Here is a 15,090-nt window from a genome sequence, read left to right as displayed (position 1 = left end):
TTACTGACTGCTTTCGGGTAGTCATATGCTCACTAAAATAATCATTAAATAAGAAACAAGGAACTTAATTATGGCCACTCCCCATATTAATGCTGAGATAGGCGATTTTGCAGATGTTGTTTTAATGCCGGGTGATCCACTACGTGCAAAATACATAGCTGAAACTTTTCTGGAGAATGTCCGGCAGGTAAATAATGTTCGTGGAATGTTAGGTTTCACCGGCACTTATAAAGGTCGCCCGATTTCTGTGATGGGACATGGTATGGGTATCCCATCTTGCTCTATCTATGCGAAAGAATTAATCGCTGATTTCGGTGTTAAAGTTCTTATTCGTGTGGGTTCCTGTGGCTCGGTACGTCATGACATTAAACTGCGTGATGTCGTTATTGGTATGGGGGCATGTACTGATTCCAAAGTTAACCGCATACGTTTTAAAGATCACGATTTTGCAGCAATTGCTGATTTCGATCTGGTCCGCAATGCGGTTGATGCGGCTAAAGCAAAAAACATTAAGGCGCATGTAGGCAACATTTTCTCTATTGAACTGTTTTATACACCTGATCTAGAAATGTACGATGTAATGGAAAAGTACGGTATTCTGGGTGTAGAAATGGAAGCAGCAGGTATTTATAGCGTTGCAGCTGAATATGGTGCCAAGGCACTGACTATTTGTACCGTTTCTGATCACATTCGCACGGGTGAACAAATTGTTGCAGAAGAACGTCAGACAACCTTCAATGAAATGATTGAAATCGCGTTGGAATCGGTTCTGTTGGGTGATAAATAATCCCTGCTTTTTTATTTTCGGTCGAGTAATAAAGAATAGTTTTTAAGCTAATGCCAGTCAGTGAAGCGCTTGACTGGCATTTCTCTTTTCTCGCTTTTATTGGGCTGCTTTTTCTAATGCTTGAGCTAAATCGGCGATCAGGTCTTCGGCATCCTCTATACCTACTGAGATACGTACCAATTGTGGTGTAATCCCGGAAGAAAGGCGTTTTTCTAATGGAATAGAAGCGTGAGTCATACTGAAAGGCTGGCTTATTAAACTTTCCACGCCTCCCAGACTCTCCGCTAGTGTGAATAATTTCAACTCTTGAATCAGCCGACGGGCATAATCGTCATCACCTTCTAAGTGAACAGAAATCATACCGCCAAAACCCTGCATTTGACGCTTCGCCAGCTCATGCTGAGGGTGAGAAGCGAGGCCGGGGTAAAAAACGGTTTCGATCTGTGGTTGTTGTTCCAGCCAGTGAGCAATCTTTGCGGCACTATCAATGTGGCGTTGCATACGCAGAGCCAGCGTGCGCATTCCACGCAGAACCAGAAAACTACTAAATGGATCGAGTACGCCTCCTACTGAGTTTTGTAGGAAACCGAGTTTTTCTGCTAGCTCCTGATTTTTTCCTACGACGGCTAATCCTGCGATGACATCGGAATGACCATTCAAGTACTTAGTCGCGGAGTGCACAACAATGTCGAATCCCAGATCAAGTGGACGTTGGATATATGGGGAAGCGAAAGTATTATCTGCGACACTGATGATTTCGTGCTGTTGAGCTATTTGCGCGATAGCCGCCAGATCGGCCAGTTTCAGCAATGGATTAGTGGGAGTTTCCACCCAGATCATTTTTGTATCGGGACGAATTGCCGCTTTAAGGCCAGTGATATCATCCGCCTTCACGTAAGTAACACGTAAACCAGCAGTGCGGCGGCGTACTTTTTCCAGCAGCCGGTAGGTACCACCGTATAGATCGTCTACTGCTACCAGGTGGCTATCTTTATCCAGCAGTTCCAACACGGTGGAGCTGGCTGCCAGTCCTGAACTGAAAGCATAGCCCCGACTGCCGTTCTCCAGTTCTGCTATAGCGCTTTCTAGTGAGTCGCGTGTTGGGTTGCCACTGCGGGAATATTCATAGCCAGTGTGCTGGCCGGGGGCAGGCTGGGCATAGGTCGAAGTCGCATAAATTGCTGGCATTACTGCGCCGGTGTGATCAGGTGTATAGCCAGCGTGAACAGTTTTAGTATCAAACTTGGTCATAGTGTTATTCCTACGAGAAAATCAATTAAGTTGCTGACGCCATGCGTTCAGCACATCTGTGCGAGTTACGAGCCCAAGGAAACAGCCATTGTCGACGATGAGTGCCACATGCCCGGCGTCGAACGTTGCCATCAGTTGTTGCAAAGAAGCGCTTTTATCCAGAGTTTGAACCTGATGGGTCATGGCGTGGCTAACGGATAGAGTAAAATTGAGTGGATTAGCCTGCACTGTGTGCATTAAATCCCATTCATCGATAATGCCAACGATTTGTTCATCTTTCAGCACGGGTAACTGGGAAATTTCATACAGACGCATTCGGGTATGAGCGGTTTTCAACGTATCTTCCGGCGATACAAAAACCGTGGCACCATCCTGATAGCGGTAGGTGATATAGTCGCTCAGATCGTGTTGTGGTATACGTGATTGGAACCCTTGTTCCAGCATCCAGTAGTCATTAAACATTTTTGACAGGTACTTGTTCCCGCTGTCACATGCCAATGTAACCACACGCTTTGGGGTGGTTTGCGAGCGGCAGTAACGCAGTGCGGCGGCCAGTAACGTACCACTGGAAGAACCCGCCAGTACGCCTTCTTTTAGTAGCAGATCACGTGCGCTGGAAAAGGCTTCAGCATCACTGACTCGATAGGCGTGGTGCACCCGATTAAAATCACCCAAGGGAGGCACAAAATCTTCGCCGATGCCTTCCACCTGCCAACTTCCGGCTTCACCATATTCACCGTGTTCGATGTAGTCTACTAGAATAGAACCATTCGGGTCGGCTAATACAAACTCGGTTTCTGGTGAGACTTGAGCGAAATAATTGCTCAGACCGCCTAGCGTTCCGCCGGAACCGACGCCGATCACCACGGCATCGACGTTGTGATCCATTTGCTGCCAGATTTCCGGGCCGGTGGTAGTAGTATGAGCGGCTGAGTTGGCTGGATTATTGAATTGATCAATGTAATAAGAGCCTGGTATTTCTTGAGCCAGACGTAGGGCATAATCCTGATAATATTCTGGGTGACCTTTACTGACATCAGAACGGGTCAGACGTACATCGGTACCCAGTGCACGCAGATGGAACACTTTCTCCCGGCTCATTTTATCTGGAACAATCAGAATCAGTTTATATCCTTTCAAGGCGGCGACTAATGCCAATCCAATACCGGTATTGCCGGCAGTGGCTTCGATAATTGTACCGCCGGGCTGGAGTAGGCCCTGTTTTTCCGCCTGCTCGATCATGGAAAGGGCAACGCGATCTTTAATTGAGCCACCGGGATTTTGATTTTCCAGTTTAATAAATAATTGACACGGACCGGTATTCAGATGCGTTAGCTCCAACAATGGGGTATTACCAATCATATCGAGAACAGAGCGTGATGTGGTCATATCATCTCCAGATAATCCGTTGTATTCATATAGTTATGGAGGATAACTCTGTAGACGTATTTGTTTGAAAGAATGAATAGCAACCATATATAGCCAAATGGAATATATTAATTTTATTTTAGATGTAAAGAAGTATAGATGTTTAGATTTCCCAATTTATTAAAGCTTGGCGTAAATGAAATCGTTTAATTTACTGTCGGGATCTTATTAAAATAAAACCTATACCCTTCATCCTTCAAGTTGCTGCTTTGTTGGCTGCGTTCACTCACCCCAGTCACATAGTTATCCAAATGAGAGAGTTTTTATAATCGATTATTTAACTGGTTTATAACAGATTTGTTGTCAGTTGAAAACATTATTAAAATCAGTTCCTTTTGGAAAATAGATTGCTGGATTAAATTATTTATTTTCTTATTTATCCTTTTTACCAGGAATATGAGCATGAATAAAGCCAGTTTTTGTTTCTTATTTTTCACTTATAACTTTATTATGGGTAGGTTTTAATTCGTTATTAAAAGTCATTTTTTTACTTCTGGTTTTAATCAATATAAGGTTTTAACAGTTGCTTTTACCCTTTCTGATGCCTGCTTTTTATTAAATTTAATCATTATGGAATATCGAGTTTTATGTTTAATAGCGAGAATTAATCATACCCGTTTTATCTTTTTTATAGCTTGCTGTATAAAATGGCGGTGAGAAATAATCTGAATATTAATCTGTTCGGATAATGTTATTTTGCGTGATAATTTCTTTTCAACTCTCTGTTAATGGTTAATGAATTCCGATTAAATGCCCTGAGAAAAGATTTAATTTATTAATACCCTTCATCCTTCAAGTTGGTGCTTTGCTGGCTGCTTTCACTCACCCCAGTCACATAGTTATCTATGCTCCTGGGGATTCGTTCACTTGCCGTCGCGCTGCAACTCGAAATCTATTGGGTATAAATTAAACATAGCAGGGAATAGACGGTTTTTAGTCAATCTGTACCTTTTAAAAATCTGACATTAATGAGGCTTTGATTTTTTAGGTTTAAAATCAAAGAGAACAATAGGATAATGGTATTAAAAACAATGTCCATTTCTTTAATCATTTTTAATGTGGCTAAACGTTTTTTTCTTCGACTAATCTGGTTAATCCAGGTGATTTTTCACTTCATTTAATTATTTTTTTTCTGCTTTTTCATAAACTTTTTGTAGTCGTGAAAAATCTTTTATTCGAGCGTGGCAATCCTGTTAAACGTTTTGATATCTCGGTATTTCTGTTATTGGGTTAATACTGTTATTCTTTTATTTTAAAACTATTTTTCCCGATGTTTTCTCTTCTAATGTCAGTACTGTATCAGTTTTCTTATCCACCGTAAAAAAACCTTAATCATTTCTTTATTACCTTTTGATGATTAAAGTTCTTACCCATTTCTCACGATACGCGTGCCTTTTTTTCCAGATTTTGAAAACGACACTGACAGACAAAAAACGTTTTTTATTAACATCTGTTTTATCATTGGTGAAAACTCAATGAAAATATAAACCAACCATAAGAGTTTACCAGTATAAAAGTAATCATTTATAAAGAAGGATTTTTACTTTACTCTTCTTCCTTTTCACTTGATTTACTGTTGGCTGTCAGCAAATAAGGTGATTGCTGCCAGCGGCTTGGTGCCAATTGCAACAGATTATGCGCCAGAATAAAGCCAATTGCTAAAGCCAAGAGAATCATAATCCTGAGCAGGTTAGTTGTGTTGTCTACCTGTTTGGACTCTGTTGCCAGTTTGTGTGTATCTAGTGTCAAACGCAAAAAACCTTTTGGCTCATCTTTTCCTGGAATGGGAACGACGATTTGGTGGTTAAAATAGCTGCCTGCTTTTTTGCCATCTAACGATAAACGATCGCGTACTGATACATTCTCTCCACTATGGGCAACTTGTGTGCCATTTTGAAGGTAAACACTCGCATCGAGTATGCGGCTATTTTTGGTTAGGTAATTCAAATTAGCGAGTATCTGCTCATTATTAAGATCTTTGCTGCCACTCTCCATATAATCGGATAAGCTGAATGCGACTTGTTTTGCCAGGGTTTTTGCCAATTCCTCAAACTGATCTATCTGGGCTTGTTGGTGAGAGCGGCTAAAATAAGAAACGCCCTGCATGAGAAGCACTAATAAAGCAATACAAATCAATATAATAGCTGTTTTATGCAGTCGAAATTTTAATTTAGCTTTGGTCATAGTTATCCCTTCCAAGCTTTGGTTAGCTCAATGTTGCCAGATGCGATACAGAGAGGATAGTTTGAAATGCAATTTTTTGCTGCCAGAGTCATATGGGATTACAGGAGTAGGGATTCATGTCTAATAACCTGGCTTATCGTTATTTGCCGGAAGAGGTCCATAAGTGGCCGGGATTACCACTTTCATTGAGTGGTGAAGAAGTCATGCCATTGGATTATCGGGCTGGTGACAGTGGTTGGCTGATATATGGCCGTGGTTTGGATAAACAACGTATCAGTAACTTTCAGCATCGGCTTGGGGCGGCAATTGTTATTGTTTCTTCATGGCGTATTGATGATTATCAGGTAGTGCGTATTGCTGGTAGTCTGACACCGCGTATTAAAAAGCTTGCTGATGAGTGTCGGTTGGATGTTGTTCCTTTGGGGCAGATCCCACGGTTGCGTTCACCAGGTTTGCTGGTAATGGATATGGATTCAACGGCAATTCAAATTGAGTGTATTGATGAAATTGCCCGTTTGGCCGGTGTAGGTGACAAGGTAGCCGAAATTACTGAGCGGGCAATGCAAGGGGAGTTGGATTTTTCTGAGAGTTTGCGAGAGCGCGTTTCTCAGCTTGCAGGGGCTGATGCTGATATTCTGCGACAGGTTGTAGAAGATTTACCACTTATGCCAGGGTTGACCAGCCTGGTGCGTAAGTTGCAATCCTTTGATTGGCATGTGGCAATTGCGTCGGGGGGATTCACCTACTTTGCGGATCACCTGCGCCAGAATTTACGTTTGGTTGCTGCGGTAGCAAATCAGTTAGAAGTAAAAAATAGCAAGTTGACAGGTAAGGTTAAAGGACCAATTGTTGATGCCAAATATAAGGCTGCCACATTGGTAAGATTGGCTAAAAAACTGGATATCCCGTTGGAACAAACCGTAGCTATTGGTGATGGTGCCAATGATTTGAAAATGATCCGTAAAGCAGGGCTGGGTATTGCTTATCATGCTAAACCGAAGGTTTATGCTCAGTCGAAGGTGACAATCCGCCATGCTGATCTGATGGGGGTATTGTGTGTGTTAAGTGGTGGTCTTAAACACGAAGAACGTTAATGAAGTTGTTTTAGGGAGTACAGAGTGGCGAAAGCAGCAAAACGAGCATTTGTCTGTAATGAGTGTGGGGCGGATTATCCGCGTTGGCAGGGACAATGTAGTGCATGCCATGCTTGGAATACCATTACTGAGGTGCGTTTAGCCGCCGTACCTTCCTCTCGTAGTGACAGATTCAGTGGTTATGCGGGAGATGCGGGGGTCAGCAGGGTTCAAAAATTATCAGAGATTAGTCTGGAAGAACTTCCGCGTTTTTCCACTGGATTCAAAGAATTTGACCGGGTTCTGGGTGGTGGTGTTGTGCCCGGTAGTGCCATTCTGATTGGTGGTAACCCGGGCGCTGGAAAAAGTACCTTACTGTTGCAGACAATGTGTCAACTGTCCGTGCAGATGAAAACGTTATATGTCACGGGAGAAGAGTCGTTACAACAGGTTGCGATGCGTGCTTACCGGTTGGGATTGCCGGTTGATAATCTGAATATGCTGTCAGAAACGAGCATTGAGCAGATCTGCCTGATTGCAGAGCAGGAGCAGCCAAAACTGATGGTAATTGACTCCATTCAAGTGATGCATATGGCGGATATTCAGTCTTCTCCTGGAAGTGTCGCTCAGGTCAGGGAAACCGCCGCTTATCTTACTCGGTTCGCTAAAACCCGTAGTATTGCCATCATTATGGTGGGTCATGTAACCAAAGATGGTTCACTGGCCGGCCCAAAAGTGTTGGAGCATTGTATTGACTGTTCAGTGATGCTTGATGGTGAAGCTGATTCCCGTTTCCGTACTCTACGCAGCCATAAAAACCGGTTTGGTGCTGTCAATGAGCTTGGCGTGTTCGCTATGACAGAGCAGGGGTTGCGCGAAGTGAGTAATCCGTCAGCGATTTTCCTTAGTCGTGGTGATGAAGTGACAGCTGGCAGTTCTGTCATGGTGGTATGGGAAGGTACCCGTCCTCTGTTGGTGGAAATTCAAGCGCTGGTGGATCATTCGATGATGACGAATCCGCGGCGGGTGGCTGTTGGTTTGGAACAAAACCGATTGGCTATCTTGTTGGCGGTTCTTCATCGTCATGGTGGTTTGCAAATGTCTGATCAGGATGTGTTTGTCAATGTGGTTGGTGGGGTTAAGGTAGCGGAAACCAGTGCAGACCTCGCTTTACTTCTCTCTTTAGTCTCCAGTTTTCGGGATCGGCCTTTGCCCCGTGATTTGGTTGTATTTGGTGAGGTGGGGCTGGCTGGTGAAATCCGTCCTGTACCCAGTGGTCAGGAGCGAATATCAGAAGCGGCTAAACATGGTTTTAAACGGGCGATAGTCCCTTATGCCAATATGCCGAAAAAAGAGTTGCCGGGGATGAAAGTGTTCGGTGTGAAAAAGCTGGCAGATGCTTTATCTGTTATGGACGATCTTGATTGAACGGGGGGAGATATGGGTCAATTTGACTACCTTAAACAAGCGATTAAACAAACGGGTTGTACGTTGCAGCAAGTTGCTGATGTAAGTGGTATGACCAAAGGTTATCTCAGCCAGTTAATTAATAATAAGATCAAAAGTCCCAGTGCCCAAAAATTGGCTTCTCTCCACAACTATCTGGGATTGCAATATCCTGTGCAGAATAAGACCGTTGGAGTCATATTCGGCAAGTTCTATCCATTGCATACCGGGCATATTTATCTGATTCAACGGGCTTATAGTCAGGTCGATGAGCTACATGTCATCCTTTGCCATGATGAACCGAGAGATAGAGAGCTGTTTGTGAACAGTTCCATGTCTCAGCAACCGACAGTCAGTGATCGTCTGCGCTGGTTGCTTCAGACATTTAAGTATCAGAAAAATATTCATATTCATTCTTTTGATGAACAGGGAATTGAGCCATATCCGCATGGTTGGGATGTGTGGAGCAAGGGCATGAAAGCCTTTATGTCGAATAAGGGGATTAATCCAAGTTATATTTATTCCAGTGAAACTCAGGATGCTTCGCGATATAAAGAACAATTGGGAATTGAGACTGTCCTTATCGATCCACAGCGATCCTTTATGAAGATCAGCGGTCGACAGATTCGTCAAGATCCATTCCGTCATTGGGAATATATTCCTACGGAAGTAAAACCTTTCTTTGTTCGTACTGTCGCTATTCTTGGTGGAGAATCCAGTGGTAAATCCACGTTGGTTAACAAATTAGCAAATATTTTTAATACGACTAGTGCTTGGGAATATGGTCGTGATTATGTTTTCTCTCATCTGGGTGGTGATGAGATGGCGTTGCAATATTCAGACTATGATAAGATTGCATTAGGGCAGGCACAGTATATTGATTTTGCAATAAAATATGCGAATAAAGTTACATTTGTGGATACTGATTTTGTGACTACCCAAGCGTTCTGTAAGCGATATGAAGGACGTGAACACCCATTTGTTCAGGCATTGATTGATGAATACCGATTTGATCTGGTCATTCTACTAGAAAATAATACACCTTGGATCGCTGATGGTCTGCGTAGTCTTGGTAGCGATCAGGATCGTAAAGAGTTCCAGCAATTGCTGGAGTATATGCTAAAAAATAATAATATTGAGTATGTTAATGTGGATTCACCGGATTATGAGCAACGTTTTTTGCGTTGTATTGAACTGATTCAGCAACTTTTAGCGGCTAACCCTAACCCTAAACGTAATATCAGTTGAATCGTTTATAATTAGATTCATATATAATATTTTATATGATAAATTAATAAATATATTCGATATATATCTAACTACGATGTGAATTGTGGTTGGATATTTTTATTTCTATAAGTAATAAAATATATAATGGCCATTAATATTTTTGATACTTCTATTGATTATTTATTCCTTGAATAAAAACAAAATTAATAATTAAATACTTCCCTGTTGATTTATAAATAAAATTTTTCTCTTTATGATTTATTGGAAAATAAGATAAGGTTGATTTTTGTATTAAATATTTTAATGTTTCGTGCTCCATTGTTATTATGAAAATTAAATATTAACCTTAACCTGTTGTTATGATATTAGGGTGTTTTTATCTATAAAAAATTATTTATCTGATGTTATTTTTGTATTTGAACTAACCAAATAATGGTCTTCCGTTAATGAATGGCTGATAGGAAAGGGTTGATCTTGTTTAGTAAAATTTTGATTTTAGCATACAGGTAGCCATTTGAAATAGTCACTGGTAGAAATATTGATATACTTTTAATTAAGATATTTCTTATATGATTTTCCCTCGTTTGTGTAATCTTATAATGATGAATATCTGTATTTTTACGGATTGTTCTGGCTGTAAGTGTTACTGATAATGCCAGATTTCTTACACTATATATGCTGAGATAATGAATTTGAATCAAATCGCTACGATTGAAGCCATTGATATTTCATATGGTTTTTCTAACAGTAAAACTAACCAGAAAATGATTTCAGACATCACTCTTTCTATTTTTCCAGGTGAATTTACTTTGATTACTGGGGATCTCGGTTCAGGAAAAAGTACTTTGCTGGCAATGATTTCTGGGTTGTTGCATCTCGACAGAGGAAAAATATTAATTGCTGAGCATGAGTTGGGTAAACTGAATAACTGTGAATTAGATAGATTTCATTCGATAAATTGTGGTTTTATTTTTCAAAGAATTAATTTATCTAATGAACTCACGGTCTTGGATAATTTGCTATTGTCCTTATCCTGTGGAATCATGACCTCTTGTCAGGAGTCGATAGCCAAAGCAACTAAGGCACTCAATATTGTTGGTCTGAAACATAAGAAAGATGTATATCCCAAGGAATTGCGTGATAGTGAAAGACAACGGGTAGCAATAGCCAGAGCAATTGTGAATAGTCCCCGGTATTTGTTTACTGACGAGCCAACTTGTTATCTTGATAAATATGACTGCCAAACAGCCATTGATATCTTAAGCTTTATTGCCCGTCATCAAAGGGGAACTGTTGTTGTAGCTTCGCAGGATAATAGGCTTATTAAGCATGCAGATCGTATTATTACTTTGAAAGAAGGGAAAATTATCCATGATACGCATTTTACATATAGCATCATGAATAAAACTATGAGCTTATATGAGGATAATTAGAGGAAAACGGCCTGTTGTCAGGCCGTTTTTAATATGATTATTTACTAATTTTTTTGTATTTAATGCGATGCGGCTCTAGCGCTTCTGCTCCCAGAGTCCGCTTCTTATAATCTTCGTATTCACTGAAGTTGCCTTCAAAGAAAGTCACTTTACCTTCATCTTGGTAATCAATGATGTGAGTTGCGATACGGTCAAGGAACCAGCGGTCATGGGAGATAACCATTGCACAACCTGGGAATTCTAGCAGGGCGTTTTCTAGTGCGCGCAAAGTTTCAATGTCCAGATCGTTGGTTGGTTCGTCGAGCAGCAGCATATTACCGCCAACTTGCAGTAGCTTAGCCAAATGCAGACGGCCTCTTTCACCGCCAGACAGTTCACCGACACGTTTACCCTGATCAACACCTTTGAAGTTGAAACGACCAACATAAGCGCGACTTGGGAGTTCAAAGTTACCAATACGCATGATGTCTTGACCGCCGGAAATCTCTTCCCAGACGGTTTTCTTATCATCCATATTGTCACGGAATTGATCGACAGAAGCCAGTTTGACAGTTTCTCCTAACGTGATAGTGCCGGAATCAGGTTGTTCTTGGTTAGAAAGCATACGGAACAGGGTGGATTTACCGGCACCGTTAGGCCCAATAATCCCGACAATAGCTCCTTTGGGTAGGGAAAAGCTCAGATTATCGATAAGAACCCGGTCGCCATAGGATTTAGTCAAATTTTCTACTTCCAGAACTTTGTCACCCAAGCGTGATCCAGGTGGGATAAACAGTTCGCTGGTTTCGTTACGTTTCTGATATTCAACGCTATTTAATTCTTCAAAACGGGCCAAACGTGCTTTACCTTTCGCTTGACGGCCTTTTGGATTTTGGCGAACCCATTCTAATTCTTTCTCGATAGATTTACGGCGGGCAGCTTCTGTTGATGCTTCCTGAGCTAGGCGAGCATCTTTTTGTTCCAGCCATGAAGAGTAGTTACCTTCCCATGGGATACCTTCACCACGGTCAAGTTCCAGAATCCAGCCGGCAACGTTATCAAGGAAGTAACGGTCGTGGGTAATGGCAACAACAGTGCCTTCATAATCATGCAGGAAACGTTCCAGCCAAGCGACAGATTCGGCATCGAGGTGGTTAGTTGGCTCGTCCAGCAGCAGCATATCTGGTTTTTCTAGCAGTAAACGGCAGATTGCTACGCGGCGGCGTTCACCTCCGGATAGATGCTCAATTTTTGCATCCCATGGTGGCAGACGTAATGCATCAGCTGCACGTTCAAGCTGATTATCAAGGTTATGGCCATCGTGTGACTGAATAATCGCTTCCAGTTCACCTTGTTCTTTAGCCAGTTTATCAAAATCAGCATCAGGGTCGGCATAGGCTGCGTAGACTTCATCCAAACGTGTTAGTGCATGTTTCACCTCACTGACCGCTTCTTCCACCGCTTCGCGCACTGTGTGCTCAAGGTTTAATTTTGGCTCCTGTGGTAGATAACCAATTTTAATTCCCGGCTGAGGGCGGGCTTCCCCTTCGATGTCTTTGTCAATACCGGCCATAATACGCAATAAGGTGGATTTACCTGCACCGTTGAGACCAAGGACACCAATTTTTGCTCCCGGGAAGAAACTCAGGGAGATATTTTTCAGAATATGACGTTTCGGGGGAACAATTTTACCGACCCGATGCATAGAGTAAACATATTGAGCCACGTTGCTATGAGCCTCGCTATCTCTGATTGTTATAATGCCTGCTTTGCGAAGTAAGTCGCATGGACAGGACGTATTGGTATTTGATTATATACCCGTTATCTCTCAAGTTGCCTCTTTGTTGGCTGCACTCACTCACCCCGGTCACATAGTTATCTATGCTCCCGGGGATTCGCTCCCTTGCCGTCGCGATGCATCTTGAAATCCATAGGGTATATCAAGTTAGGTTATTTATGCTCATCTGAACATGATTTGTCGTAGTTTACCCGATTTAAGTTAATAAACTCTATAACCCGATTGCTGGAATAACATGACTCAGGGCTGAGTTTATTAAGCATGATTAATTTATTTAGATAAAAAACTTACCTTTATTGGATATTCGGTTAAATATTTTATAATGTGATAAATTAGTGTGGTAATTAGTGGTAATCACATTATTATGATGTTTATACCCGTTATCTTTCAAGTTGCCTCTTTGTTGGCTGCACTCACTCACTCCGGTCACATAGTTCGCTATGCTCCCGGGGATTCGCTCCCTTGCCGTCGCGATGCATCTTGAAATCCATAGGGTATATATGTGTGCAAATATTAATCTGTTCAATTTGATCTCCGGGAGGAGTCTGTGGTAATGGCTAAATGGCAACACCTTGCGATGGCTGTAGGATTGGTTTTTGTATCTGTAACAGCAAACGCTGATTCTCTGAATGACCAGCGGCAAAGATATCAGCAGATTAAGCAAGCGTGGGATGCTAGCGATATGGCGGAAGTGGCGAGATTGATGCCAACATTGAAAGACTATCCGCTTTATCCTTACCTGGAATATCGAGAATTAACTCATGATCTCGCTCTTGTGACATCAAAACAGATACGTGACTTTATTGATAGTTATCCTAATTTGCCACCTGCACGTTCCCTATCATCCCGTTTTATCAATGAACTTGCCCGTCGTGAGGATTGGAGTGGTGTGCTGGCTTTCAGCTCTACGGTGCCAAAATCTATTACGGCCCGTTGTAATTATTATTTTGCTAAATGGGCTACAAGTGAGAAGTCGGCTGCTTGGCAGGGAGCGAAAGATATTTGGTTAAATGGTCACTCTTTACCAGCCAGTTGCAATAAATTATTGGATATCTGGCAGCAGGCTGGTTATTTATCAGCAGAACTGATATTACAGCGCATTAATCTTGCATTGAAAGCGGGGAATACTTCTCTGGTCAGCTACCTCGCTAAGCGATTACCACTAGGATACAAACGTATCAGTGATGGTCTGATCAAATTGCAAGATGATCCTGCTACCGTATTAGATTTTGCTAGTAATACTGGGACGACTGATTTTACACGCGCAGCTACCATAGCCGCTTTTTCTCGCCTTGCCCGTCAAGAGCCAGATCAGGCAAGAGCGATCATTCCATCAATTGCCAAAGTGCAAAAGATGAATGAAAGTGAGCACCAGAGGTTGAAAGAGATTGTTGCATGGCAGTTGATGGGCGATGTGACTTATGAGCAGGAAAAGTGGCGTGATGATGTGATCCGCGATACCCAATCTGTTTCACTACTTGAGCGACGCGTTCGTTTGGCATTGGGTAACGCAGATGAGCGTGGTCTGGAACAGTGGATCAAATTATTACCGTTAGAGATCCAGAATAAAGATCAGTGGCGTTATTGGCGCGCTAGTATTTTATTGGCACAGGGTAAGAAAAGCGCAGGTGAGGCAATATTGCGTAAGTTGACAGAAGGTCGTGGTTTTTATCCAATGGTTGCTGCGCAAAAATTGAATATCAGTTATTCATTAATCATTAATACAGCAAAGAAACCAGATGCGACGATTGCTTCAATACCCGAAGTGCGAAGGGTAAGGGAACTGATGTATTGGCAAATGGATAATCTTGCCCGTATTGAGTGGAGTTATCTGGTCGCTAGCCAAGATAAATTAAAACAAGAACAACTTGCACGTTATGCTTTTGATCAGAAATGGGCTGCCCTTAGTGTGCAAGCGACAATAACCGGAAAAATGTGGGATCATCTCGAAGAACGTTTTCCATTAGCGTGGCGGCAGGAATTCAACCACTTTACTTCAGATAAAGGGATTTCTCAGAGTTATGCGATGGCGATAGCTCGTCAGGAAAGCGCTTGGAACCCGCAAGTGAGTTCTCCTGTCGGTGCAGTTGGTTTGATGCAGGTGATGCCGGACACTGCGGAAGATACGGTTAAACAAAATGGTATTCAGGGATATATAAACAGTAGCCAACTTATAAACCCATTGACTAATATCGAAATTGGTACCGCTTATCTTGAGTCTGTCTATCAACGTTTTGGAAATAATCGGATACTTGCCAGCGCCGCTTATAATGCGGGCCCAACTCGTGTAGATCGCTGGTTATCTAACAGTGGTGGACGGTTAGATGCGATAGCCTTTATTGAAAGTATTCCGTTTTCCGAAACCCGTAATTATGTCAAAAATGTTTTGGCTTATGATGTTTTCTACAGTAATTTCATGGGTAAGTTATCAGATGTATTGACTAACGCAGAATGGCAAAGGCGTTACTGATTTATGGCAAA

Annotated in this window: 12 protein-coding genes; 6 read left to right on the top strand and 6 right to left on the bottom strand. The window is 42.1% G+C overall.

All coding sequences use genetic code 11. The features are described 5' to 3' along the window. Nucleotides 1-70: 70 nt before the first annotated feature. A complete protein-coding gene (gene deoD, locus BDD30_RS14550) occupies nucleotides 71-787 on the top strand; it encodes a purine-nucleoside phosphorylase (RefSeq protein ID WP_012776704.1) in 717 nt (238 codons plus the stop codon). 96 nt (nucleotides 788-883) lie between these two features. Here deoD and BDD30_RS14545 read toward each other — a convergent pair whose 3' ends face one another. From BDD30_RS14545 to BDD30_RS14535, 3 genes are all read right to left on the bottom strand, one after another. Then, nucleotides 884-2,038: a trans-sulfuration enzyme family protein gene (locus BDD30_RS14545; protein ID WP_012776705.1), complete on the bottom strand. Its 1,155-nt coding sequence runs from the start codon at nucleotides 2,036-2,038 to the stop codon at nucleotides 884-886. Nucleotides 2,039-2,059: 21 nt separating this feature from the next. Then, nucleotides 2,060-3,427 carry a pyridoxal-phosphate dependent enzyme gene (locus tag BDD30_RS14540; RefSeq protein WP_012776706.1) on the bottom strand — a complete coding sequence of 456 codons (1,368 nt, stop codon included), beginning with the start codon at nucleotides 3,425-3,427 and terminating at the stop codon, nucleotides 2,060-2,062. Between the two features lie 1,584 nt (nucleotides 3,428-5,011). Beyond that, a complete protein-coding gene (locus BDD30_RS14535; protein ID WP_012776707.1) occupies nucleotides 5,012-5,650 on the bottom strand; it encodes a YtjB family periplasmic protein in 639 nt (212 codons plus the stop codon). Between the two features lie 116 nt (nucleotides 5,651-5,766). On the opposite strand from BDD30_RS14535, the gene serB reads away from it, so the two are divergent. The 4 genes from serB (at nucleotide 5,767) to BDD30_RS14515 (ending at nucleotide 10,832) form a co-directional block, all read left to right on the top strand. Next, a complete protein-coding gene (gene serB / locus BDD30_RS14530) occupies nucleotides 5,767-6,744 on the top strand; it encodes a phosphoserine phosphatase (RefSeq protein WP_012776708.1) in 978 nt (325 codons plus the stop codon). Nucleotides 6,745-6,768: 24 nt separating this feature from the next. Further along, nucleotides 6,769-8,151 (top strand): DNA repair protein RadA, encoded by a 1,383-nt coding sequence (gene radA / locus BDD30_RS14525; RefSeq protein WP_012776709.1) that lies wholly within the window; start codon nucleotides 6,769-6,771, stop codon nucleotides 8,149-8,151. A 12-nt stretch (nucleotides 8,152-8,163) separates the two neighbouring features. Next, entirely contained in the window at nucleotides 8,164-9,417 is a 1,254-nt protein-coding gene (gene nadR / locus BDD30_RS14520) for a multifunctional transcriptional regulator/nicotinamide-nucleotide adenylyltransferase/ribosylnicotinamide kinase NadR (protein ID WP_012776710.1), read from the top strand. 668 nt (nucleotides 9,418-10,085) lie between these two features. After that, nucleotides 10,086-10,832, top strand: coding sequence for an ABC transporter ATP-binding protein (locus tag BDD30_RS14515; RefSeq protein WP_012776711.1), 747 nt, complete (start codon nucleotides 10,086-10,088; stop codon nucleotides 10,830-10,832). A gap of 37 nt (nucleotides 10,833-10,869) precedes the next feature. Here BDD30_RS14515 and ettA read toward each other — a convergent pair whose 3' ends face one another. From ettA to BDD30_RS23630, 3 genes are all read right to left on the bottom strand, one after another. Next, nucleotides 10,870-12,537: an energy-dependent translational throttle protein EttA gene (gene ettA, locus BDD30_RS14510; RefSeq protein ID WP_012776712.1), complete on the bottom strand. Its 1,668-nt coding sequence runs from the start codon at nucleotides 12,535-12,537 to the stop codon at nucleotides 10,870-10,872. A gap of 16 nt (nucleotides 12,538-12,553) precedes the next feature. Continuing rightward, entirely contained in the window at nucleotides 12,554-12,682 is a 129-nt protein-coding gene (locus tag BDD30_RS24725; RefSeq protein ID WP_282958040.1) for a hypothetical protein, read from the bottom strand. 201 nt (nucleotides 12,683-12,883) lie between these two features. Then, nucleotides 12,884-13,039 (bottom strand): hypothetical protein, encoded by a 156-nt coding sequence (locus BDD30_RS23630; protein WP_170152964.1) that lies wholly within the window; start codon nucleotides 13,037-13,039, stop codon nucleotides 12,884-12,886. A 123-nt stretch (nucleotides 13,040-13,162) separates the two neighbouring features. On the opposite strand from BDD30_RS23630, the gene sltY reads away from it, so the two are divergent. Continuing rightward, a complete protein-coding gene (gene sltY, locus BDD30_RS14505) occupies nucleotides 13,163-15,079 on the top strand; it encodes a murein transglycosylase (protein ID WP_012776714.1) in 1,917 nt (638 codons plus the stop codon). The last annotated feature ends 11 nt before the right edge of the window (nucleotides 15,080-15,090 follow it).

This window comes from Photorhabdus asymbiotica, assembly GCF_003634575.1.
GTDB classification, from domain to species: Bacteria; Pseudomonadota; Gammaproteobacteria; order Enterobacterales; family Enterobacteriaceae; genus Photorhabdus; species Photorhabdus asymbiotica.
The sequence above is the reverse complement of the archived record's forward strand: the minus strand, read 5'-3'. Positions and strand labels throughout refer to the sequence as shown.